Genomic DNA, 22,926 nt, shown 5'->3' on the forward strand with positions numbered 1-22,926 from the left:
GGCAACAATGTGAAAAGACCTTGCCAAAAGGCAATCATCGCACAACAAAAAACCACTCCGAGGAGTGGTCTAAATCCTTTCTTCGGTTCTCACCCTTTAACCGTTTCCGTGGTGGAGGCAAGCGGATTCGAACCGCTGACCTCCTGCTTGCAAGGCAGGCGCTCTCCCACTGAGCTATGCCCCCACATGGTGGGCCTAAGTGGACTTGAACCACTGACCTCACGATTATCAGTCGTGCGCTCTAGCCAGCTGAGCTATAGGCCCATGATACCGCCTGCAGCCCTCGCTCCCTCAGAATCAAACAGTACGCGCACCCCAACCCCTTCTCCTTGCCTTGCTCCCTAGAAAGGAGGTGATCCAGCCGCACCTTCCGATACGGCTACCTTGTTACGACTTCACCCCAATCATCGACCCCACCTTCGGCGGCTGGCTCCGCCCTCTCGGTCGGTTGCCCCACCGACTTCGGGTGTTGCCGACTCTCGTGGTGTGACGGGCGGTGTGTACAAGGCCCGGGAACGGATTCACCGCGGCATGCTGATCCGCGATTACTAGCGATTCCGCCTTCATGCAGGCGAGTTGCAGCCTGCAATCCGAACTACGAACGGCTTTCAGGGATTCGCTCCAGGTCGCCCCTTCGCTCCCCGTTGTACCGCCCATTGTAGCACGTGTGTAGCCCAGGACATATGGGGCATGATGATTTGACGTCATCCCCGCCTTCCTCCGGCTCCTCGCCGGCAGTCCCCTGTGAGTGCCCACCTCTCGTGCTGGCAACACAGAGCAAGGGTTGCGCTCGTTGCGGGACTTAACCCAACATCTCACGACACGAGCTGACGACAACCATGCACCACCTGTCTCCTCTGTCCCCGAAGGAAACCCCTCATCTCTGAAGGTGTCAGAGGGATGTCAAGCCCTGGTAAGGTTCTTCGCGTTGCTTCGAATTAAACCACATGCTCCACCGCTTGTGCGGGCCCCCGTCAATTCCTTTGAGTTTCAGCCTTGCGGCCGTACTCCCCAGGCGGAGTGCTTATTGGGTTTCCTTCGGCACGGATGGGCATCCCCACCCACACCTAGCACTCATCGTTTACGGCGTGGACTACCAGGGTATCTAATCCTGTTCGCTCCCCACGCTTTCGCGCCTCAGCGTCAGGTGTCGTCCAGCAAGGCGCCTTCGCCACCGGTATTCCTCCTGATCTCTACGCATTTCACCGCTACACCAGGAATTCCCCTTGCCTCTCCGACCCTCAAGCCATGCCGTATCCGAGGCCCCTCAGCGGTTGAGCCGCTGCCTTTCACCTCGGACGTGCATCGCCGCCTGCGCGCCCTTTACGCCCAGTGATTCCGGACAACGCTCGCCCCCTACGTCTTACCGCGGCTGCTGGCACGTAGTTTGCCGGGGCTTCCTCCTTGGGTACCGTCCCTCACCGAGTCCCCTCGGTGCCCTCGTCCCCAAAGCCAGAGGTTTACAACCCGAAGGCCTTCTTCCCTCACGCGGCGTCGCTCCGTCAGGCTTTCGCCCATTGCGGAAGATTCCCTACTGCTGCCTCCCGTAGGAGTCTGGGCCGTGTCTCAGTCCCAGTGTGGCCGCCCACCCTCTCAGGCCGGCTACGCATCGTCGCCTTGGTGGGCCGTTACCCCACCAACCAGCTAATGCGACGCGGGCCCACCCGACAGCGGGTTTCCCCTTTCCCGCAAAAAGCATGCGCCCTTTGCGCCTATCCGGAATTAGCGCCCGTTTCCAGGCGTTGTCCCGGTCTGCCGGACAGGTTGCCCACGCGTTACTCACCCGTCCGCCGCTGGCCTCCCCGGGGCAAGCCCCGGGGCGACCCGCTCGACTTGCATGTATTAGGCACGCCGCCAGCGTTCGTCCTGAGCCAGGATCAAACTCTCCGTGAAAAGATTCATCCGGGATTGGAATGGCGTACTGTTTGATTCTCAAGGATCGAGGTGCCGCTTCGAGCGGCGACAGATGTTATTCTATCACATCTACGCAAGACGTGCAATAGGGAAATCCAACCCGCATCGCTGCCGTCCTTCGCCCGACCGTACCTCGCATCGAGCGGAATTCATCATAGCAAACTCCGAGCCCTTCTGTCAACCGTTATCCCGAGTTTTACAAACCCAGCCGTTTCGCAATGATGCTTTTCATGATCTCGTTCGTCCCGGCATAAATCGTATCCACCCGGACATTTTGATAGTGTCGGCAGATCGGATACTCTTCCATGTACCCGTACCCCCCGTGCAACTGAAGCACCTGGGCGGCCACCCGGTTGGCCATCTCTGACACCCACCATTTTGCCATCGATGCCTCCATCACTAACTCCCGACCTTGAATGTGTTCCATCACCAGCCGTTCCACGAAGGTACGGGCGATCTCGACCTCCGTCGCCATTTCAGCCAATTTGAAGCTGTTGTGCTGAAAAGATCCAATGGGTTGTCCGAACGCCCGGCGCGTCTTCGCATACTCCAGGCCTTCCTGAAACATCTTCTCGGCCGCGCACAGCGATCCCATCGATGCGATCAACCGTTCCTGCTGCAATTTTTCCATCAAATAATAAAATCCCTTGCCTTCTTGACCCAGTAAATTCCTGGCCGGCACCCGGCAGTCTTCGAATACGAGTTCCGCAGTCCCTTCCGTGTGGCGTCCCATCTTGTTAAGTTTTTTCGCCTTGATAAAACCCGGAGTTCCTTCCTCCACCACCAATAAACTGATGTTTCGGTGGGGTTTCGGGTCATTTCCGGTCTTGCAAGCCACGATCACGAGGTCGCAATCCCAGCCATTGGTGATAAACACTTTTTGCCCGTTCAAGATATACGTATCCACATCCCGTACCGCGGTCGTACGAAGGGCTGCCAAATCCGACCCGGCGTCCGGTTCGGTCATGGCCACCGCGGTGATCAAATCCCCGGAGGCACACCCCGGCAACCACCGGCGTTTTTGTTCATCATTCCCGTAGGAGTACAAGTACGGGACCACCACCTCGGAATGCAGAGAAATCGGGATATCCACATCCGCCCGGGACATTTCTTCAATCAAAATCAACGCATACTCAAATCCGACTCCGCTGCCCCCGTATTCCTCGGGTAACCACGGGCACAAAAACCCCTGCCTTCCGAACGCCTTCCACACCTCCCGAGGTACCTGGCGGTCCTTCTCCCATTCCCGAAAATACGGCTCAACCTCTTTTTGCAGGAATTTTCTCAGCGATTCTCGATACATCTCGTGCTCGCGCGTATAAGACAGCAACATTCTCAGATATGACCTCCTTGTTCTTCCTGTTCCCGCAAGACCCGCTTTAACACCTTGCCTGCGCCGCTCACGGGCAACTGACCGACAAATACGATCTCCCGCAGCCTTTTATAAGGCGCGACAGAGGCGTTGACAAAGCCCATCAACTCCTCCGGCGAAACCCCGCTATTCGGGCGTCGAACCACGTAAGCTTTGGGGATCTCACCCGCTTCGCGATCCGGCTTGCCCACCACCGCGGCCTGGGCCACCGCCGGATGGCTGTGCAGAAGCTCTTCCAGTTCCCGGGGATAGACGTTATAACCTTTATACAGGATCATGTCTTTGATCCGATCCACGATGTATAAATAACCGTCTTCATCCAGCCGCCCTAAATCTCCCGTGTGCATCCACCCGTTCCTAAGAACCTCGGCCGTTTCTTCAGGTTTGCGATAATACCCTTTCATCACCTGAGGACCTCGAATGCAAACCTCGCCGATCTCCCCCGCAGGCAACGACCCTTCCCCTCGGCCAACTGGGGCAATTTTGCAATCGGTGTCAAAAACCGGGATGCCGACACTGCCGGGTTTGCGCAAACCGCTGCGGCCCGACGGATTCGACGTCGCACCCATGGTGACTTCGGTCATCCCATATGCCTCCACCACCACGGCCTCCGGAAAATGCTGCTGTAATCGAGCAATCGTTTCCACCGGCAAGGGGCCCGCTCCGGAGCTGATGTGACGGACAGAGGGAAATACCTCGTTTCCTGAGTCGATTTGCCGAAGGAGGGCGTGGAAAACGGCTGGCGCGCCTCCCAAAGTGGTCGCCTGATACCGGCGCGCATCCTCGAGATAGGTCCTTGGGTCAAATCTCGAGTGCAACACGATCGTCGTCCCGGTTAGAATCGGGTGGTTCAGGTAGCCGATCGTCCCCATGGCGTGAAACCACGGCGTAATATTGACGAGAATGGCTTCACCAAGGGCCGTGCGATATTCGGCGTTCTCACCGATGAGGGCTGGGTCAACCGGCTCCAGTACCAAACCGCCGTCCTCGACCCTGGGCAGGCAACCCGTTCCCCAGGCGGCATATTGAACCGTGTTGGCCACGACATGGCGGTGAGTCAACATGACCCCCTTGGGGCGGCCCGTCGTGCCCCCGGTGTACGCCAAATGAGCCAGATCTTCCCCCGGCCGAAAGGGAACATCGGGCTCCATAGGACTTTCTTGACATAACACCTTCCCAAGACTCAGCCAGCCGTCATCCAAAGATCCGGTATCGATCGGTCGGAAGGGTGGACCCATCTCTTCATCCCCCGTGACAAATACCCGCTTCACTCCGGTACCTTCTACGGCCTGCCGCGCCACCCCGGCCAGACGTTCGTGGGTGATCAGCGCCGACGCCTCACTATCCCGGAGCTGAAATGCGACATCGTCCACTGGCAGCAAGGGACTGATCGGCGTGAACACAGCCCCGCTCAACAGGATTCCATAATACGCGATCACATATTGAGGCATGTTAAAGAGATGGATCGCAATGACATCCCCCTTGCCGAGACCCATCCTGTTTAGTGCTGATGCAAAGCGAAGGGAATCCCGGTATAATTCCGAAAACGAGTAGACCTGGGACCTGTAAACCAGGGCGGCCTTCTGTCCGAATCGTCGGGCACTTCCCTTAAAGATGGCCCCCACCGAAACATCGGGATATGATAAGGACCAAGGCAATCCCTTCGGCCAATGCCGATGCCATGACCGCTCCTTCACGTGCGCACCTCCCCGCCACAAAGGCGTAATCCTCGGACTATTATTGATTATATCGTTAAATTCATACAAATCAAGGGGAGCCGGATGCGTTCCGTTCCCCTTCACGTTGCCGTCATCCACCCATAGACGTCGGCGCGAGGCCTCGCCCGCGATCAAGAAACAGGGTCAGCATAAAAAAAGTGACGGCGGCAGCCGAGGTAAATACGAAGCGGGAAAACCGCCGTGAGAAGAAATATGCCGCCCGTGAACCGGGTGGCCGTCAACTGGAGTCTGTGTCGTTCAAAGAGGTGGCACCGAGGGCGCACTGCTCGAACCGGAGGGCCCCGATCCCCCCGAGGCCCTCCCTCCCGTCGAAGTGGAACCCGGGCTCTCAGGGGGCGTTGAGCCCGTCGATGGAAGATTCGAACCCGCCTGGGGGGTGTTCGAGCCCGCCGGGGGCACGCCCGCCCCCGTGGACGACGTCCCGGGAATCGGCGGGACCACACCGAATCCGGGTGGATAAAATGGCAGTCCCCGGGCGTCGAAGAAATACTGGGGAACTTCACCGACCAAGACCATATACGCCACTGGCACACTCGTCTGAACGTCCAGCGGTTCCGCCACAAAAGGTGCGAGGATCTGAATACGGGCTTGGACTTTAATGTCCACCTCATGAATGGTTTGGTTGATCCCCGCCTGTTTCGTGGTCTGCTGGACTTCCGATTCTGCGCTGCCAAAGGGCACGATCGACACGGGAATCATCGGACCGAAGGTCGAGAAAATGGAACTGTTCATCGCCTGCCCGATGGGGACATTGATCTGTTGGGTGGCCAGGTGATCGACCACCGCCTGCACCCGGGTGGTGACATCCGTCTGCAGGCGAAGCACCTCTTGTTCGTTCAGCGTGGCTCCGATCACCCGGCCGTTCCTGTCCGTTTGCAAAGTAACGAGTCTCGAGTAATCGACGCCTTGCTGGACCGTCTGCACGAGCGCCCGGTTGATGGCATCCGCAGCCAACCTTCGGGCCATCCCTTTCGCGATATCCACAAAAACGGGACGAATATTATAATCAAGTACGTAGAACGCCAGAACCAGAAAGCCGAGAATTCCCGCGGCGGCCAGTACCAACGACCGGCGGCCGGCCGGGCCCCGGCGCCGAAATCCAGCGCGAAAACGGCGGCCAAATCGCATGGGCACGGACATCTCCTCCCGCTGCATAGGTATGCCAGCCCCATCGGGCGCATGCCCCTGCTCGGCGAAGGAACTGAAACCGGGTAAACGCCAGAAGATTGTGCCGGGGGGGGTGCAGGGCCGGCGGGAACCGGGAAAGGACGTGTATCCATGCCTTTTGTCGACTTGAACGGCGAACTCCTGGAATACTCGCTGATTTTCCGCCCCAATAAAAAACGCCTCACCCTTCGCGTGGGTTGGGACGGGACCATTCGCGTTTCGGCTCCCCTGGGGGTCGCCATCGGAACCATCGAGGAATTCCTCCGCCAAAAGGCAAAATGGATCTTCGCCAAACGGACGGAATTTGCCCGGCTTAGGGCGAGTGTTCCGAAAAAAACTTACTCCCCTGGAGACGTTTTTCACTTTCTCGGTCAACCCTACCCGCTCCACATCAAAGAGACCCTTGTGGGCACCCCGGGGTCCCTGCAACTGAGTGAAGGGCATTTTTGTGCGGAGATCAACCCATCCTGGGATGCCGAAACCCGCCGGGAACGTTTATCGCATCTGTTTCGCGAGTGGTATCAGAGGGCCGGGTATCACTGGGCACTGCGCAGAATCGCTGTTTATGGGGAAAAGCTTCACTGTTTCCCGGCGAAGGTGGCCATTCGGGATCAAAAAACCCGCTGGGGAAGTTGTACATCAAAGGGTGCGATCTATTTGAACTGGCGAATATTCATGGCACCCCGTCACGTTGTGGACTACGTCATTGTTCACGAACTGGCTCATCTGCGCCATTTCGATCACTCGCCCCGCTTTTGGGAACTTGTGGAATCGGTGCTGCCCACGTACGCCGACGCCAAAGCCTGGCTGAAAGAGCATGGCTTGACCCTCGATTTATGACCGCATCGCGGCACAAAAAAAGAGGGCGCGCGCCCTCCCCTTTTGTGTCGGCCCATCCCGCATGGCCGACATGACCGTCAATGAAACTCAATGTTCACCCGGCGCCCCCGGGACGGCTGCGCCTTATCCATGCGGATCTCGAGAACGCCATTGCGGTACGACGCCCGGGCCGATTCTGGCTTGACTTCCACCGGCAGGGCGACGGTCCGGGAGAAACGGCCATAAAACCGTTCTCTTTGGAGAAAATCGTCGTCCCGGCGTTCCTCGTCTCCTTCAATAACCCCGCTTAAATGAACCCGATCGTCGTCGACGTCGATTTCAAGGTCGTCCGCTTTGCGCAGACCGGGAATATCGCAGGAAACCACCACCTGATTCCCGGTTTCGTACACGTCAACCCGAGGAAGCGCCCCTGAGACCCAACCGGTACGCCAGACCTCGGGGTCCAGTAAACGTCCGACGTCCCGCCGGAAAGACTCCAGGTGACGCAGGGGGTCCACCGGCAACGGAAGTGGCATTGGCTCTCCCTCCCTTTTTGATCACGTGGACCACTCCTAGCATGGCTCCCGGGCCCGAACAGCTTGCATGCCACATCCTCCCGTCGCACGGATCAAGACCGGATGCGGAAACGCAGAAACCGGCGCTTGCCGACCTGGACCACCATGCCCTCCCGCGGCTCGATCTCCCGATCCGGGCTGTCGATCCGTTCATCGTCTACCCGCACTCCGCCTTGTTCGATCAACCGCCGGGCCTCTCCGTTAGATCCGGCTAGCCCGTTCTCCACCAGAAGGCGAACAATCCAGACAGGCCCTGGGGGAATTTGCCGCTCTTCAATGTCTGAGGGAAGTTGTCGTTCCTGAAAAATAGTTCGAAAATGATCTTCCGCATCTTCGGCGGCATTCGGACCGTGGTACATGCGGACTAAAGTTTTGGCGAGGCGCATCTTGGCATCCCTCGGGTGCAGCCGTCCTTCTGTCAAATCTACTTTTAACCGGTCCAACTCGTCATTGGACAGATCCGTCACGAGCTCAAAATATTTCACCGTCAACGAATCCGGGATCGACATGGCTTTCCCGTACATGTCCCGGGGCGGATCATCCAGGCCGATGTAATTGCCGAGGCTTTTGCTCATCTTTTTCTCGCCGTCGAGCCCTTCGAGCAGGGGCACCATCACCGCCGCCTGTTGGGACTGCCCAAACTCCTTCTGAAGCGTCCGGCCCATCAACAGGTTGAATTTCTGATCTGTTCCCCCAAGCTCCACGTCCGCCCGCAGGGCGACGGAATCGTATCCCTGCATGAGCGGATAGAAAAACTCGTGCAGGCTGATCGGCAAACTCCCATAAAATCGTTTGTGAAAATCCTCCCGCTCCAGCATCCGCGCCACTGTGGTAGAAGCCGCCAGCCGAATCACCTCGGCGAAGGTGAGGGGCGCCAGCCAGGTCGAGTTGAACACGACGTGGGTACGGCCGGGATCGAGCACCTTGAAGAGTTGTTCCTCGTACGTTTTCGCGTTGGCCCGCACCTGCTCCTCGGTCAGTTGGCGGCGCGTCTCCGATTTGTCTGTAGGATCTCCGATGCGGCCGGTGAAATCCCCGATCACCAAATACACTTCGTGTCCGAGATCCTGGAACTGGCGTAGCTTTTGCAGCACCACCGTGTGCCCCAAATGAATATCCGGGGCGGTGGGATCCAATCCCAATTTGACCCGCAGCGGCTTTCCGCTGGACACCGACCGGCGCACCTTTTCCACCAGTTCCTCTTCGGGTACAATCTCCGCGGCACCCCTGCGAATGACATCGAGTTGTCTGGCCACTTCCGCCTCCTGTTCCGCGGACAAGTCGAACGCTTCCATCAATCGTCCATCCTCCTTCTCCTCCGCACTGTACCTCAGCTCAATATCCAGTGTCAACGAAACAAAATCACAAGAACGCTCCCTGGTTTTGTTATAATAAATGCATCGGACGAGGAGGAAATCATGTGGAAGAAAAGGTACAGATTCCCGAACAACCTAAACGACGCAGATGGCTATTATGGGCAGCTATTTTAGCGGGTGCGGCCTTTTTGGGCATTCTTGCAAGCGGTGTGACGTACGCCGTTCGGGTCACCCGGGCCGCCCCGCCCTTGGATTTGGCTCGATTGTCTCAATTATCTCAAATCACAACGGTGGTCGACCGTGAAGGTCGCCCGTTAGGGTTACTCATGACCGACGGGTCCCGGGAGCCCATCTCATCCTTGGCCGAGGTCTCGCCTGACCTGGTCCATGGCGTGATCGCCGTAGAAGACAAGGACTTCTATCATCATCCCGGAGTGGATATTCAAGCTATCTTTCGAGCTCTTTGGCAGAACATCCGCGGCCAACAGATTGTCAGCGGGGCGAGCACCCTCACCCAACAGACTGTGAAACTCGTGTTTTTCCCCGACCAAGCCCGTACCCTCACCCGCAAGATTCAAGAAGCGCTACTCGCGATCGAATTGGAACGCAAGTTGAGCAAGGACGAGATTCTCACCACTTACTTGAATTGGGCCTACTTTGGCCAGGTTGGGACGATGAACGTATACGGAGCCGAACAAGCGGCACATACATTTTTTGGCGTAAACGCCAAAGATTTGAATCTGGCCGAGGCGGCCATGCTCGCCGCGTTGCCCAACAATCCTTCCCTGTTCTCGCCGTACAGCCATTTTTCAGCCGCCAAAGAACGACAGAGTCTCGTCCTGAGTCGAATGTTGGAACAGCATTATATCAACGAGGAGCAGTATCGCCAAGCCCTCGCCTTCGACATCCAGAAGGCCTTGCGGCCGATATCCCAACACTCGGCGGCCAAATATCCGTATATCCTGGATGAGGTCCAAGACGACGCTGCTTCCCTGCTGGTACAACGCGGCCTCGCCCCGGACCTGGATAAAGCCAAGGAACTTCTAGCCACCGGAGGCTTCCGAATCGAAACCACCATCGACCGAGATTTGCAAGATCGAGTAAACGAGGCGGTGTCCGGGCAATCCTACCGACCCGATATCGGTTATTCCGCGTTATTGAACGGCAGACCGACCCCGATCAAAAATGCCATGGAGCAGGTCGGGGCGGCGGTCGTCAACAATTCGGACGGGAGTATCCTGGCTGTATACGGCGGTCGGGATTACAACCGGGATCAAATCGATCATGCCCGGCTCCCGCGACAACCGGGATCCACCATGAAACCGATTGGCGTGTACGGCCCGGCGGTAGACCGGGGATTGATTGGTTCCGGAAGCGGCGTCGACGATGTACCAACCTCCTGGCCGGGCTACCGCCCAAACAATTTTGACAACCGTTTCCACGGGATGATGACGGTTCGGGAGGCTTTGGTGCAATCGTACAATATCCCCGCTCTGCAAGTGTTTAGCCGCCTGGGGCCGGGGGTGGGGATGGAATACCTCAAAAAACTTGGGATCACCACCCTCACGCCCGACGACGCCGTGATCAGTGCCGGCATCGGGGGGGTGTCCAGGGGATTGACGGTGGAAGAAGCTACAAACGCCTTTACCGTCTTTCCCAACCAAGGGTCTGTACACCCGGTTCACTTGATCACCAAGATTGTCGATCGGGATGGGCGTACGGTGTACCAGCACGCCAATCAGACAACCCAGGTTTTTTCGCCGGCAGCCAGCTACATCCTCACCGATATGCTTCGGGACGTGGTACGCCGGGGTACTGGATCCGCGGTGGGACGGCGCTTTCCTTCCATGGCCGTCGCCGGCAAGACAGGCACGACAGATGACGACCGCGACTCGTGGTTCATCGGTTTTACCCCGGATGTGACCATCGGGGTCTGGGTGGGATACAATTACCCGTTCCCGTTACATCCCGTACCCGGTGTCTCGCCACGGGATGAAAGGCCCAGAGCCGTTCAGGTGTTCGCAGACATCCTTCAGCGTGCCCGGGGCGGGCCGTGGCTGCACACGGCCAGCTTCCCTTCCGCCCCGTCGGGTGTGGTCCGGGTGAGTGTGTGCAGCAAGTCTGGAGAACTCCCCACCGCCCTTTGCCGGGCAGCGGGCACCGTGGTGAGCGAGTTGTTTGTGAAGGGAACCGAGCCCAAAACGGCCTGCGATGTGCACGTTCGGGCAGCTTACACGGTCATAGACGGCAAAAAATACCGGGCAACCACGGCCACTCCGCCCGATGAGATCCGGTGGGGGATCTTTATTCAACGCAAGGCCCATCCCCCGGGGCCCGCTCCTACAGATGCGGGACTGGAGGTACCTTCAACACCAGACCCCCGGGGCGGCGAAGTGCTGCCTCTGGGGGGAGGCGACACGCCGCAGCCCACCCCCTCGGAGGGTCAATCCGCGCCAGGTACCAACTCGGGGAACGGCAACGGCCAACAGGAACAAAATGGCGGTGCACCAGGCCACCCACCAGGGACGACGCCGGGAGCCGGAAACGAGTGATACGGCTCAAATGCCACCGTTATTTCAGCTCGACCACCGTCACCCCGAGCCCGCCCTCCCCAGGCCCACCGTTTCTGAAAGAGCGCACGTGGGGGTGGCTTCGAAGATAGGTTTGCACCCCACTGCGCAGGGCCCCGGTGCCCTTTCCGTGGATGAGGTGAACGGTGGCAAGTCCGGCGAGCACCGCCCGGTCCAGGTACTGGTCAATCTCGGGTATGGCTTCTTCGACGGTCTTCCCTCGCAGGTCCAGTTCCATGCCCACGCCGTCTGCCCCCCGGCGCACCGCCACAGACACCGGTGCCGCCGGGGTAGGCGCTTTCTGCTTTCGCAGCGCGGCCACTGGCACCCGGGTCTTCAGGGCCCCGATCTGCACCAAAGCTTCCTTCCCCTGGATCTCCAGCACCGTGCCTTTTTGTCCAAAAGACACCACCTCCACGGCGTCTCCCGGTCCCGGAGTACCGAAGTCTTCCCCGTTGGACGAGGGAACCCTGCGCCCATAGCGGAAGGCCGGCTTTACGCGGTCCAGTCGCTGGCGCAGCTCGGTAAACTGGTGCTCTTTAAGGGAGGATCGATCTTCGCGGCTCAGCCGGCGCAACTCTTCCAGGACCTCCTTGACCTCCCGTTCCGCCTGAACCACAATCCGCCGGGCGCGCTCCTCCGCCTGGGCAGTCCGCTGATCCGCCTCTGCCTCCCAACGGCGAACCTCCGACTCCCACTGCTGTCGAAGCCGGGACGCCTCTTCCCGATCCAGGCGCGCCCGGTCCGCCTCCTCCCTCGCCTGGTTCCGGGCCGTCTCCAACTGCCGAATCATGTCCTCCACCCTCACATCATCAGCGCCGAGCCGGTGTCGCGCGCGATCGAGGATTTCTTGCCCCAATCCCAGGCGTGCCGCCACCGCCAGAGCATTGGACCGCCCGGGCACGCCGATCAAGAGGCGATAAGTCGGGCGCAGAGTCTCGGAATCAAACTCGACACTGGCATTCATCACCCCTGGCGTCGTGTAGGCAAAAGCTTTTAGATCGCCGTAATGAGTCGTGGCAATGGTCCGAATCCCGCGATCCACTAAGAACTGCAAAATCGCCTCGGCCAAGGCGGCTCCTTCCGCCGGGTCAGTCCCGGCGCCGATCTCATCGAGCAAAACGAGACTCCGCTCGTTGACCTGGTCCAAAATCTCAATGATGTGCTTCATATGCCCGGAGAAGGTTGACAAGCTTTGTTCAATGCTCTGCTCGTCGCCAATGTCGGCAAAAATCCGTTCAAAAACCGAGAGCTCGCTTCCCTCTGCAGCCGGGATGAATAACCCCGCTTGAGCCATGCACGTCAACAGTCCCGCCGTTTTGAGCACCACCGTTTTCCCGCCGGTATTGGGCCCGGTAATGATCAGGGCGTGATACTCGTCGCCGATCAGGACATCCACGGGCACCACTCGTTCCTTCGGAATCAGCGGATGCCGACACCGCCGCAACCGCAATTTTCCGCCGCCCACAAAGTGCGGGGACACGGCGTCCATCTGCTGGGCTAACCGGGATTTCGCCAGCGCAAAATCGAGGCGGCCTAGACATTCTACCGCCTTGGACAGTCCAGCCTCTTCTTGCCCCACCAAGGCGCTCAACCGGATCAGAATACGCTCGATTTCCCGTTCCTCTTGAGCTTCCAGTCCCCGCAACTCGTTGCCGAGCGGCACAATGGCGGCGGGCTCGATGAACCAGGTCTGGCCGCTGGCCGATTGATCGTGAACGATCCCCCGAAAGGAGTTTTTAAACTCCACCCGGACAGGCACACAGTATCTTCCATCACGGACGGTGACCAGGGGTTCCTGGAGATACTTCTGTGTGTTCGGATTGCGAATCAACTCATCCAGAGCCCCGCGAATTCGCTCGGCGAGCGTCCTCTTCCGGCGGCGCAGGGCCGCCAGCTCCGAACTGGCGCCATCCAGAATCGAGCCGTCCTCCCCGACGCTGTCCCGGATCACCTTCTCCAACTCGGGCAACTCGGGAATCCCGTCGGCCAGGGCCTGCAACTGAGGGGTCCGGGCCTTGGATTGCACCTGTTCCAAAGAACGCTGCACCCGCCGTCCAACTCGCATCAGTTCCGCTGTCGCATAAAGTTGTTCGGGGCTCAGCACTCCCCCGCGGGCAGCCCGGCGTACCCATTCGGTGACATCTGTGGCTCCCTGTAAAGAGACTCCCCCCGCCAACCGATCCCAAGCTTGAGCCTCGTCCGTTTCTCTGCACCAAGACCTAACCTCCTCTTCGTCGGAGGAAGGAAGCAATTCAAGAGCCAGGGTCCTACCCATGTCCGTTTGCGCGTGGTCTGCCAAGATCCGGCAAATCTTTTCAAATTCGAGAACCCGCAAAGTCCGCGGTTCCACGGCAACAACTCCCTTCGTTCACCGAAATCGACCTGTACTCTCATGATTCACCGAACGCCGGGAATACTATGGGCGCAGGACCCGCACCGCCCACGAAAGGAGGCAGAACGGGTGAACATCATCGGCGCTGTGGTTCGTTTTGTGGTGTCCGCACTGGTCCTCATGGTGGTGGGCTATCTCGTCCCCGGATTCGGACGACTCACCTTCTGGAGTGCGCTCTTGGCCGCTCTGGTCATCGCCGCATTGGGCTGGGTCGTCGAAATGTTGTTCGGGGAACGAATGACACCCTATGGGCGGGGAATCATCGGCTTTCTGTCCGGAGCCGTCGTGATCTACCTGGCCCAACTCTTTGTGCCCGGCATGCGCGTCACCATCCTCGGTGCTTTATTGGCATCCCTGGTCATCGGGATTATCGACTTGTTTGTCCCGACCCAGTTCAGTCGCCAAGAAAACCGAACATAACTCACAGTCCGGGCCGGACGCCCTTCGAGAAAAGCCCAGGGAGCTCCTGGGCTTTTCTCTTAGGATTCTTCCCGGATGCGGGGCTCGCTCTCCCGCTCCAGACTTCTTAAAAGGTCCTCATATTCATCGCATAGCCGTAGATACCGGTCCGCAATATTGACCGCCGCCAACACAGCGATCCGGCTGTAATCAAGGCGCGGATTTTGTTCGCCGATTTCCTTCATCTGCTCGTCCACCAATCGCGCGACCCGCCTGAGATACTCCACCGATGCCTGTCCCTTCAGCGCATAATCCTGCCCGTAAATATCCACGCGAACGCGATTGGATTCAGGTTCCTTCTGCCCCTGCCCTGTGCTCATCGGGAGCACCCCCTCCCGTCACTCCGACCGCAACTGAACGCCCCGCTCCCTCAGGGTATCGATCAGCCGCCGGAGGGCATCGTTCACTTCTTCGTCTGTCAGCGTCCGTTCTTCGGCGCGGTAGGACAGACGAAATGCCAAGCTTTTATACCCTGGAGGGACCTGAGCCCCTTCATAAACGTCAAACAGCTCCACATTCTCCAACCAAGGGCCGCCGCTTTCCCGAATCCCAGCCTCCACCTCCCGGGCGGCCCGTTCCCGGGGAACAAGAAGTGCCAGGTCCCGTAAAATCCCGGGATAGCGAGGCAACGGACGATAGGTGGTTGCTCCAGGTAAGCCCTTGACGATGCCCTGCATATCCAGTTCGATATAATAACCCTTTGGTATTCCCCACCGTTCCTCCACCTCCGGGTGAAGTGCCCCCACCCACCCGATCTTCCCTCCGTTAACCTGGATCTGTGCCGTGCGTCCGGGATGAAGACCTTCGCGAACCCCGGGGACAAAGTCCGCCTGAACGCCAAGCCGCTCCAGCACGGCAGCTGTGACCCCCTTGGCCGCGTAAAAATCCGCCGGACGTCCTTCCCAGCCGATCCCGTGCGGACCGAAACGGCCGAGGATGAGCGCCCCCACTTGCTCTCGCTCATCGGGAAGGTTGGTGACGGGTAAGCCCCGGGGGTGAAAAACCCGGCCGATCTCGTAGATTGCAATCTCCCGCTGGTCACGTCGCACATTGTAGGCCGCCGCATCCAACAATCCCGGCAACAACGTCGTGCGCAGGGCGGTTCGCTCCTCGGACATCGGGTGTAAAACCGCCAGGTACTCCTGGGATCGTCCCTCATTCAACCGACCTATGACCGACGGATTTTGCAAAGTGTAAGTCCAGACCTCGAAAAACCCGAGATCAGTCAAGAAGCGGCGGATGGCCCCCCGAACCCGCTGCGGTAACGTGCGGCCGGCGGCCGTGACCCGACCCTCGGGCATCGTCGCCGGGATGTTATCGTACCCATGCAACCGGGCCACCTCTTCCGCCAAATCGATTTCCCGGGAAATGTCACGCCGCCGCGAAGGCACCTCCACCTGCCAGGTCCTCATGTCCCACCGATCCACGGCAAAGCCGAGGCGTTCAAAAATCCGCTCCATCTCCCCCGGCTCTACCTTCACGCCCAACCATTCATTGACCTTATCCGGGCGAAGAACAATCTTCTTCCGGTCCTCGTGTAAGTCCCCTTTGTCCACGGGAGCGCCCACCAGCCGACCGCCGGCGTGTGCTGTAATGAAACGGGAAGCCCGTGCCAAGGCCAAGGGGAGCACTTCGGGATTCACGCCCTTTTCAAAACGGAGTCCTGCTTCGGACCTGAGGCCGAGGTGCCGAGCCGTTCTCCGCACACTCACTGGATCAAACCACGCGGATTCCAATACGATTCGAGTAGTCGAGGCGGTAATCTCGGAATTCTCGCCGCCCATCACCCCGGCCAGACCGATGGCACGCGCCTCATCGGCAATGACGATCATCGAAGGATCCAGCGTTCGTTCCACGCCGTCCAAGGTCCTGAGCCGCTCTCCAGGATGCCCGGTGCGCACCCGAATATGCCCGCCCTTAACCTGGTCAAAATCAAAGGCGTGCAAAGGCTGGCCAAGTTCCAACATCACATAGTTCGTCGCGTCGACAATGGCATCAATCGGGCGAATGCCTGCCGCCAAGAGACGCATCTGCATCCAAAGTGGGGAGGACGCCTGCCGAGCTCCCTCAATCACTTGGGCCATATATCGCCGGCAAAGGGGCGTCTCCAAAGTGATCCGGACCGGAGACGGGCCTTCCGCCACACCGCCCTCGGTCCAATCCGGGAACTTGAGCGGGCGATCGAGAATCGCGGACAACTCATGGGCCACGCCGACCATCGACAGACAGTCGGACCGATTGGGGGTGAGATCCAGTTCCAAAACCGCATCGTCCCACCCGAGCACATCCACGATGTCCTTCCCTATCGGGCTATCGGGCGGGAGTACGTACAGGCCCTCTGTCTGATCCTTTGGCAAAAGGCGCACTTCCATGCCGATCTCCTTGGCGGAACACAGCATTCCCTGGGAAGCCACACCCCGAAACACCGCTTCCCCGATCGTTGTCTCCGGGAGCGTGGCCCCCACCAAAGCGGTAGGCACCCGCATGCCCGGAGCCGCATTGGGCGCTCCGCAGACGATCTGCAAGGGATCCCCCCGTCCGACATCCACCCGACAAACCCGCAACCGGTCAGCCTCCGGGTGGGGCCGAACCTCAAGCACCTCCCCCACCACCACCTGCGAAAGACCGGGATTGAGCTGCCGCACCGTTTCTACCGCCACGCCGTGCCGGGTAAGGAGTTCTGCCACTTCCTCCGGACTGAGATCGTCGAGATCGATCCATTCCTGTAACCACCGATACGATACCTTCACTGCCAGACCTCCTCACAATCCCCGGCGGAATTGCCGCAAAAAGTGCAAGTCGTTCATATAAAAATGGCGGATGTCGTCAATCCCATATTTCAGCATGGCGGTCCGTTCCACCCCTAAACCGAAGGCAAAGCCTGACACCTCATCGGGATCGTACCCCGCTTTCTCGAGCACATAAGGATGGACCATTCCCGCTCCCAGAATCTCAATCCACCCGCTCCCCTTACAGACCCGGCAACCCGCACCGTCGCACAGCGGACAAGAGACGTCCACTTCTGCGCTGGGTTCAGTGAACGGAAAATAACTCGGTCGCAGGCGAATCTGCCGATCTTCTCCGAACATCCCCCGGACAAAAACGGTGAGCACGCCCTTGAGATCGCTCATGCGGACCCCCCGGTCTACCATCAGCCCTTCGACTTGAACAAAGGAGTGGGAATGGGTGGCATCGTCCTCATCCCTTCGGTATACTCGGCCGGGCACGATGATTTTCACCGGAACGGAAGGACAAGTCTTTTCCAACGTCCGGGCCTGCATCGGCGAGGTATGGGTTCGCATCAGAATCTCTTCGGTAATGTAAAAGGTGTCCTGCATGTCCCTGGCCGGATGATCTTTCGGAATGTTGAGAGCTTCAAAATTATAGTAGTCCAGCTCGACCTCCGGTCCTTCTCGAATTTCGAACCCCATGCCGAGAAAAATCTCTTCAATCTCCTCAATAATCCGGGTCAATGGGTGCAGGCCGCCCACAGTGAAGCGCCATCCGGGAACAGTAACGTCCAATCGTTCGCTTTCCAGCCTCCGCCGCCGCTCTTTTTCCTTCAACGCGTCTTGCCGGGAAACCCTGGCCTCTTCCAAAGCGTCCCGGATTTCATTGGCCAGTCGACCGATCCGGGGCCGCTCATCCTCGGACAGCTTGGCCATACCGCGCAAAACAGCGGTCAATTGCCCTTTTTTCCCGAGAAAACGCAGCCTCCACGCCTCTAGTTGGTTCGAATCCTCGCACTGCTCCAATTCCTGTAACGCGCGCCTTTCCAACTCGCGTAAGGTTTCTTCCACAACCCGGCCTCCCTTTTACAACAAAAAAACCTTCGCAGACAAACGAAGGTCTCGCGGAATCATGATCCCCGCGTCAGTTCCGACCACTCAATGCCTTCATTATACGCAATTCCAGCTGCGAAAGAAAGGGACAATCGCAACGGATACCCAATCAGGGACCGGGCTGTTTCGCTTCGGCCCGATCCGGGCCCTCCCAGTCCTCCCGCCGATAGACCCAGTAGTGAACCAGCAGCTCGACGAAGGCGTACAGCCACGCAACAAGCAGCGCAAAGGTGACGGTAATCACCGCCCCGGGGAAAATCGCGTACACGAGATACACCGTCGCCCAGGCCAAAACAAAATCCACCACGGCCGCGACAAACCCGTTCCACCTGAGGATCACATACCGATCGGTCCAGTACCCCACCCCCGCCAACACCACCGTTCCGGCCACGAGGTGAACCAGCCAAAACGATCCATATAATGGAAAAAACAACTGAATAAACCACAGGCTCGCAAAAGCGGCCGCCACCCGCCAGAATCCGATCATCAGTGCCCGCATCCGCATCCCCCCCTCTCCCCTAGGATGGCGGATCCGGTTGCCTTCTATACCGCAAACTCACAGCGCTCCTCGATGGCGCCGCGCCTCATATAATAGCAAGGCAGCTGCCACCGCCACATTCAACGACTCACCTCCCCCAGGCATGGGGATGTGGACCTTCCCGCGACACAGCTGACGAACCTCCGGACTGATTCCCCGTCCCTCGTTCCCCAGCACGATCATCACAGGGATGTTCCAGTTCCATCGGTCATAGCGGACTCCCTCGCCCACGGCCGTCTCCACCGGCTCGACACCTTTAGCATGCCATTCGCCAATCATGTCCACCAGTCGGCCCTGTCGAATCGGTACTGTAAACGCGGCCCCCATAGAACTCCGCACTGCCTTGGGCGAGAAAGGATCTGCCGTATCCTCCCCACACAAAACTCCGGCGACTCCCACGGCCCGAGCCACTCGCAGCACCGCCCCCACGTTGCCCGGATCCTGAATGCCATCTAAAGCCACCATCAAGACCGGGTCTTCCTCGGGCGCTTCCACCGCAAAACCGGGTATCGGCCATTCGGGGATTCGCACCACCGCCGCAATCCCCTGGGGTGTGATCACCTCACACACTCGCTCCAAGACCCGGCGGTCTGCCGGCTGTACCGGACATCCCTTCCCCCGGGCCTCCTCCACCAAGGAGGCCACCTCCGGCGTCTGATCTCGAGGGTCGAACAACACGACCTCAATCCCCAATCCGGAGTGTAAGGCTTCGCCCACCAGATGTGGGCCCTCGGCCAAAAAAAGTCCCCGGCGCCGACGCTCCTTGCCGCGCCGAAGGGCCGCCCACTCTTTCACCCGGGCGTTCTGCAAGGAGCGGATCTCTTCCTCCCCCACCCCTTCACCCCCTATGCTTCCTCCTCCAATCGGCGAAGGTCTTCATTACTCCCGATCACCACGAGGATATCTTGTTCCCTCAACCGATCGTCGGCGAGAGGCGAGATATTGATATTCTCCCCCCGTTTAATGGCCATGACGTTGCAGCCATATTTGGCCCGAATGTCGAGTTGGCGCAAAGTTTTCCCCACCATTCCTTTACCAGCCGCCACTTCAGCGATGCTGTAATCGGGCGAAAGCTCGATGTAATCGAGAATGTTGGGCGAGACCAGATTATGCGCGACCCGCAATCCCATGTCCCGTTCCGGGTGCACCACCCGATCCGCACCGATCCGGGACAGAACTTTCCCATGCAGTTCGGTCTGGGCTTTCGCGACTATAAAAGGCACCCCTAACTCCCGGACAATTAAGGTGCAGAGAATACTGGCCTGGATATCCCCACCGATCCCGACCACGGCCACGTCAAAATTCCGCAGGCCCAAAGCCCGGAGCGCCTGTTCGTCCGTCGCGTCCGCCTGAACCGCGTGGGTCACCGAATCCATAATATCTTCGATCACTTCCCGGTCTCCGTCGATCGCCAGCACTTCGTGTCCCGTTTGATACAGCGTCTTGGCCACGCTGGAACCAAACCGGCCCAGTCCAATGACGACGAATTGTTTCAATAAAGCCACCTCCTATCCCACGAACAAATTCTCTTCCGGGTACCGCAGGACCGCCTTTTTCCTCCCCCGCTGCGCCAAAGCCAACCCCAAGGTCAGAGGCCCCACCCGACCAATATACATCATCAATAAGATCATAAACCGACCCGGAGGGGACAATTCGGGGGTCAGATTCGTGGAGAGTCCCACCGTACCGAAAGCCGATGTCGTCTCATAGAGTAAACGGATAAAATTGACCGGCTCCATTAACGTCAGGATAAAGGTCCACGTGGCGATCAACATGATCGACATAATCGCAATCGACAACGACTTGTAGATCGTTTTTGTGGAAATCGTTCGTCCGTACAACACCACGTTCTCCTTGTCGGTGATGACGGACCAGGTAAACAGGACAATGGCGGCGAAAGTGACCGTCTTGATTCCCCCGCCGGTCGAACCGGGCGAAGCGCCGATGAACATCAACACGATATCCAAAAATAAAGACGGAGTGGACAACTGGCTGATATCTACCGTGGTATACCCCGCCGTGCGGCTGGTGACGCTGAGGAATAACGCCGAAAAGATCTTTCCCTTCCAATCCAATAGTCCAAAAGTCTGAGGCCGGTTCCATTCTAAAGCCAAAAACGCCGCCGCACCCGCCAGCAGCAGCCCCAGTGATGTGATCACCACAAGTTTCGTATGAAGACTCAGCCGCCGACTCCGGCGACGCTTCATAAGATCCACGATCACCGTGAAGCCCATGCCCCCGAGGATGATCAAGGCCATGATGGTCAGGTTCACGACGGGATCCTCAGCATAACCCGACAAACTGCGAAAATCCCCGAATAAATCGAACCCGGCGTTACAGAAAGCGGACACGCCGTGAAAAACCCCGAAATACAGCGCCCGCCACCACGGCATATCGAAACTCCAACGCGCAGCGAGGATGAGGGCGCCGATTCCCTCCACCGTCAAAGTCATCAACACCACATTGCGACTAAATTTGACCAGCCCAGAAAGGGTGCCCACATTGAGCGATTCCTGAATGACCAGCCGTTCCTTGAGACCGATTCGGTGCCGGGACATGATGAGCAGGAAAGTCGCCACGGTCATAAATCCCAAACCGCCGATCTGAATAAGCAGAAGAATAACCACTTGTCCAAAATGGCTGAAGTACGTTCCGGTATCGACCACCACCAGCCCGGTGACGCACACCGCGGACGTCGCTGTGAACAGCGCATCCAGAAAGTCCAGCCCCTGCCCGCTTTGGGAGGAGATGGGCAAGCTGAGAAGGACCCCCCCGACAAAGATAACAGCAGCAAATCCCAACACCAATACCCGGGCTGGGGTCCATATTGAAGGCCGGCTCGACAACCCTGTCACCCACCCATCTGATTCCGTATAATCCCTGGTCCCCTCGCCTCCAGGTACCGACTGCTTGTCCGCTGATAGTATGTATCATCACTCTACATAGGGAAAACTATATGCTCTCGTATAAGGAAAGACCTACCAGGTAGGTCTTTCCCAAATCAAGCATTTAATTTGGTTTTGGCCAGGTTTGCCAATTCCGTAAAAGCTTTATCATCGTTGACGGCCAAATCCGCCAACATCTTGCGGTTCACTTCCACCCCTGCCATTTTCAATCCATGCATCAAGCGACTGTAAGAAAGGCCGTTCAACCGAGCCGCCGCATTGATCCGGCTGATCCACAGTTTGCGAAAATCCCGCTTGCGCTGCCGCCGATCTCGGTAGGCGTACATCAGCGATTTCATCACCTGCTGATTCGCCATCTTGTACAAGCGGTGTTTCGCCCCAAAATACCCCCGGGCTAGTTTAATCACCTTTTTTCTGCGGCGCCGGGTGACCGGCCCTCCTTTAACTCGTGCCATGACTCAAACCCCCTGTTTTTGGTCCTGTCTCTTCCCGCTTCGGCTTCTTTTATTATTTTAAATAGGTCACCAATTGCCGGACCCGCTTAAAATCCCCCTTGGAAACCAAAGCGGCTTTACGCAGTTTACGCTTCCTCTTCGGCGTCTTCCCCGTAAACAAATGGCTGTGATACGCGTGAAACCGCTTCAGTTTCCCGGATCCCGTTTTCCGGAACCGCTTCGCCGCGGCCCGTTGGGTTTTCATCTTCGGCATTCCTGCTCCTCCATTCCGTGATCAGTGGTTCGACTGCTTGGGGGCAAGAATCATGATCATGTTCCGCCCCTCTAACTTCGGAGGCCGCTCCACCACGCACAGGTTCTCCACTTCTTTCGCCATGCGCTCGAGGATCCCTTGGCCAATCCGGGTGTGGGTGATCTCCCGGCCGCGGAAACGAACCGTGGCTTTCACCTTGTCCCCCTGCTCCAGAAAACGGACCACCGCCCGGAGTTTGGTTTGAAAATCGTGGTCTTCAATGTTGGGAGTGAGCCGCACTTCTTTGAGACTCACGATCTTTTGGTTGCGCCGAGCTTCTTTGTCGCGTTTGGACTGTTCGTATTTATACTTACCATAATCCATGATTCGACAAACCGGCGGCTTGGCCGTGGGCGCAACGTTGACCAGGTCCAGGTTTTTTTCGGCTGCGATGCGAAGGGCATCCCGCAACGAAACGATTCCCAACTGCTCGCCGTCCACATCGATCAACCGCACTTCCCGGGCCCGAATCTGTTCGTTCACTTGCAGATCTTCCTTGCTAATCATCTGTCACCTCCAGTGATGATCCTTCCGCCCGAGAATGGGCGGCCATAAAAAAGCGCGGAA

The 22,926-nt window shown here is 58.4% G+C and carries 19 protein-coding genes, 2 tRNA genes and 1 rRNA gene; 3 read left to right on the plus strand and 19 right to left on the minus strand.

The window, feature by feature from the left end; genetic code table 11:
- Positions 1–109: 109 nt before the first annotated feature.
- The 6 genes from CVV65_RS11570 to yunB form a co-directional block, all read right to left on the minus strand.
- A tRNA-Ala gene (locus tag CVV65_RS11570) sits at positions 110–184 on the minus strand.
- A gap of 3 nt (positions 185–187) precedes the next feature.
- Positions 188–264, minus strand: a tRNA-Ile gene (locus CVV65_RS11575).
- Between the two features lie 81 nt (positions 265–345).
- Positions 346–1,893 (minus strand): 16S ribosomal RNA (locus CVV65_RS11580).
- 217 nt (positions 1,894–2,110) lie between these two features.
- The gene (locus tag CVV65_RS11585) at positions 2,111–3,247 is read right to left on the minus strand and encodes an acyl-CoA dehydrogenase family protein (protein WP_100668260.1); all 1,137 of its coding nucleotides are present in this window, start codon (positions 3,245–3,247) and stop codon (positions 2,111–2,113) included.
- 2 nt (positions 3,248–3,249) lie between these two features.
- Positions 3,250–4,983, minus strand: a complete 1,734-nt coding sequence (locus CVV65_RS11590) for an AMP-binding protein (RefSeq protein ID WP_100668261.1) — start codon at positions 4,981–4,983, stop codon at positions 3,250–3,252.
- Between the two features lie 279 nt (positions 4,984–5,262).
- Complete coding sequence (gene yunB / locus CVV65_RS11595) at positions 5,263–6,153, minus strand: sporulation protein YunB (protein WP_232796785.1); 891 nt, start codon at positions 6,151–6,153, stop codon at positions 5,263–5,265.
- Positions 6,154–6,303: 150 nt separating this feature from the next.
- Here yunB and CVV65_RS11600 point away from each other — a divergent pair, with 150 nt between their 5' ends.
- Complete coding sequence (locus tag CVV65_RS11600) at positions 6,304–7,032, plus strand: M48 family metallopeptidase (protein ID WP_100668263.1); 729 nt, start codon at positions 6,304–6,306, stop codon at positions 7,030–7,032.
- 77 nt (positions 7,033–7,109) lie between these two features.
- Here the strand turns inward: CVV65_RS11600 and CVV65_RS11605 are convergent, their stop codons facing one another.
- Both CVV65_RS11605 and tyrS read right to left on the minus strand, forming a co-directional pair.
- A complete protein-coding gene (locus tag CVV65_RS11605; protein WP_100668264.1) occupies positions 7,110–7,547 on the minus strand; it encodes an Hsp20/alpha crystallin family protein in 438 nt (145 codons plus the stop codon).
- 92 nt (positions 7,548–7,639) lie between these two features.
- Positions 7,640–8,881: a tyrosine--tRNA ligase gene (gene tyrS / locus CVV65_RS11610; RefSeq protein WP_100669458.1), complete on the minus strand. Its 1,242-nt coding sequence runs from the start codon at positions 8,879–8,881 to the stop codon at positions 7,640–7,642.
- 125 nt (positions 8,882–9,006) lie between these two features.
- Here tyrS and CVV65_RS11615 point away from each other — a divergent pair, with 125 nt between their 5' ends.
- On the plus strand, positions 9,007–11,454 hold the full coding sequence (locus CVV65_RS11615; RefSeq protein ID WP_100668265.1) for a transglycosylase domain-containing protein: 2,448 nt from the start codon (positions 9,007–9,009) through the stop codon (positions 11,452–11,454).
- 19 nt (positions 11,455–11,473) lie between these two features.
- Here CVV65_RS11615 and CVV65_RS11620 read toward each other — a convergent pair whose 3' ends face one another.
- Positions 11,474–13,825 carry an endonuclease MutS2 gene (locus CVV65_RS11620; RefSeq protein WP_100668266.1) on the minus strand — a complete coding sequence of 784 codons (2,352 nt, stop codon included), beginning with the start codon at positions 13,823–13,825 and terminating at the stop codon, positions 11,474–11,476.
- A gap of 111 nt (positions 13,826–13,936) precedes the next feature.
- Here CVV65_RS11620 and CVV65_RS11625 point away from each other — a divergent pair, with 111 nt between their 5' ends.
- Positions 13,937–14,287 carry a phage holin family protein gene (locus CVV65_RS11625; protein ID WP_100668267.1) on the plus strand — a complete coding sequence of 117 codons (351 nt, stop codon included), beginning with the start codon at positions 13,937–13,939 and terminating at the stop codon, positions 14,285–14,287.
- A gap of 59 nt (positions 14,288–14,346) precedes the next feature.
- On the opposite strand, the gene zapA is transcribed toward CVV65_RS11625, so the two are convergent.
- From zapA to infC, 10 genes are all read right to left on the minus strand, one after another.
- Positions 14,347–14,646, minus strand: a complete 300-nt coding sequence (gene zapA, locus CVV65_RS11630) for a cell division protein ZapA (RefSeq protein WP_013076251.1) — start codon at positions 14,644–14,646, stop codon at positions 14,347–14,349.
- 18 nt (positions 14,647–14,664) lie between these two features.
- A complete protein-coding gene (gene pheT, locus CVV65_RS11635) occupies positions 14,665–17,076 on the minus strand; it encodes a phenylalanine--tRNA ligase subunit beta (RefSeq protein WP_100668268.1) in 2,412 nt (803 codons plus the stop codon).
- Between the two features lie 12 nt (positions 17,077–17,088).
- A complete protein-coding gene (gene pheS / locus CVV65_RS11640) occupies positions 17,089–18,126 on the minus strand; it encodes a phenylalanine--tRNA ligase subunit alpha (RefSeq protein WP_100668269.1) in 1,038 nt (345 codons plus the stop codon).
- A 151-nt stretch (positions 18,127–18,277) separates the two neighbouring features.
- Positions 18,278–18,667 (minus strand): DUF2512 family protein, encoded by a 390-nt coding sequence (locus CVV65_RS11645; RefSeq protein ID WP_157935499.1) that lies wholly within the window; start codon positions 18,665–18,667, stop codon positions 18,278–18,280.
- 57 nt (positions 18,668–18,724) lie between these two features.
- Entirely contained in the window at positions 18,725–19,540 is an 816-nt protein-coding gene (locus CVV65_RS11650; protein WP_100668271.1) for a TrmH family RNA methyltransferase, read from the minus strand.
- Between the two features lie 11 nt (positions 19,541–19,551).
- Positions 19,552–20,202: a potassium channel family protein gene (locus CVV65_RS11655; RefSeq protein ID WP_013076256.1), complete on the minus strand. Its 651-nt coding sequence runs from the start codon at positions 20,200–20,202 to the stop codon at positions 19,552–19,554.
- 12 nt (positions 20,203–20,214) lie between these two features.
- On the minus strand, positions 20,215–21,552 hold the full coding sequence (locus CVV65_RS11660; RefSeq protein ID WP_100669460.1) for a TrkH family potassium uptake protein: 1,338 nt from the start codon (positions 21,550–21,552) through the stop codon (positions 20,215–20,217).
- Between the two features lie 155 nt (positions 21,553–21,707).
- Entirely contained in the window at positions 21,708–22,067 is a 360-nt protein-coding gene (gene rplT / locus CVV65_RS11665; RefSeq protein ID WP_100668272.1) for a 50S ribosomal protein L20, read from the minus strand.
- A gap of 52 nt (positions 22,068–22,119) precedes the next feature.
- Positions 22,120–22,320, minus strand: coding sequence for a 50S ribosomal protein L35 (gene rpmI, locus CVV65_RS11670; protein ID WP_013076259.1), 201 nt, complete (start codon positions 22,318–22,320; stop codon positions 22,120–22,122).
- Positions 22,321–22,341: 21 nt separating this feature from the next.
- Positions 22,342–22,866: a translation initiation factor IF-3 gene (gene infC, locus CVV65_RS11675; RefSeq protein WP_013076260.1), complete on the minus strand. Its 525-nt coding sequence runs from the start codon at positions 22,864–22,866 to the stop codon at positions 22,342–22,344.
- Between the last annotated feature and the right edge of the window lie 60 nt (positions 22,867–22,926).

Source organism: Kyrpidia spormannii (genome assembly GCF_002804065.1).
GTDB lineage: Bacteria > Bacillota > Bacilli > Kyrpidiales > Kyrpidiaceae > Kyrpidia > Kyrpidia spormannii.

Coding starts and splice junctions, on each gene's coding strand:
- CVV65_RS11585 (WP_100668260.1), bottom strand. CDS start 3,247: ATGTTGCTGTCTTATACGCGCGAGCACGAGATGTATCGAGAATCGCTG.
- yunB (WP_232796785.1), bottom strand. CDS start 6,153: ATGCGATTTGGCCGCCGTTTTCGCGCTGGATTTCGGCGCCGGGGCCCG.
- CVV65_RS11600 (WP_100668263.1), top strand. CDS start 6,304: ATGCCTTTTGTCGACTTGAACGGCGAACTCCTGGAATACTCGCTGATT.
- CVV65_RS11605 (WP_100668264.1), bottom strand. CDS start 7,547: ATGCCACTTCCGTTGCCGGTGGACCCCCTGCGTCACCTGGAGTCTTTC.
- tyrS (WP_100669458.1), bottom strand. CDS start 8,881: ATGGAAGCGTTCGACTTGTCCGCGGAACAGGAGGCGGAAGTGGCCAGA.
- zapA (WP_013076251.1), bottom strand. CDS start 14,646: ATGAGCACAGGGCAGGGGCAGAAGGAACCTGAATCCAATCGCGTTCGC.
- CVV65_RS11645 (WP_157935499.1), bottom strand. CDS start 18,667: ATGCGGGCACTGATGATCGGATTCTGGCGGGTGGCGGCCGCTTTTGCG.
- rplT (WP_100668272.1), bottom strand. CDS start 22,067: ATGGCACGAGTTAAAGGAGGGCCGGTCACCCGGCGCCGCAGAAAAAAG.
- rpmI (WP_013076259.1), bottom strand. CDS start 22,320: ATGCCGAAGATGAAAACCCAACGGGCCGCGGCGAAGCGGTTCCGGAAA.
- infC (WP_013076260.1), bottom strand. CDS start 22,866: ATGATTAGCAAGGAAGATCTGCAAGTGAACGAACAGATTCGGGCCCGG.